Below are 319 nucleotides of genomic sequence, written 5' to 3' on the forward strand. Positions count from 1 at the left end.
CGGCGCATGATGCGGAAGCCTCTCGTGCGTGGTGGAAGGGGTGGGGCGGCGACGGAGGCGGTTTTTCTCGACGGCTCAGCTGCCGGAGACGCCCGTCGTGCCCAGGGCACGCAGCAGGTCCAGTCTGCCCGCGTCACTCGTGCCGGTGGCCGCAGTGTAGGTGACCACGCGCAGGTCGGCACCGGGAACGAGGAGGACGTCGCAGTCGAGCAGGATGTCGCCGACCTCCGGGGGGCGGACCGTCTTCTGTTCGGAGGCGTGCGGGGTCGCGGTGGCGGTGGCCCAGAGGTGGGTGAAGACGGCGGCGAAGTGGTCGACG

1 pseudogene is annotated in these 319 nt (G+C 71.2%); it reads right to left on the bottom strand.

Going from position 1 to position 319, the window contains the following annotated elements:
- Nucleotides 1–75 precede the first annotated feature (75 nt).
- Nucleotides 76–319: pseudogene (locus tag TN53_RS43555) on the bottom strand (transcriptional regulator); the annotation flags it as partial.

It is taken from the genome of Streptomyces sp. WM6386 (genome assembly GCF_000972385.1).
Taxonomy (GTDB): domain Bacteria; phylum Actinomycetota; class Actinomycetes; order Streptomycetales; family Streptomycetaceae; genus Streptomyces.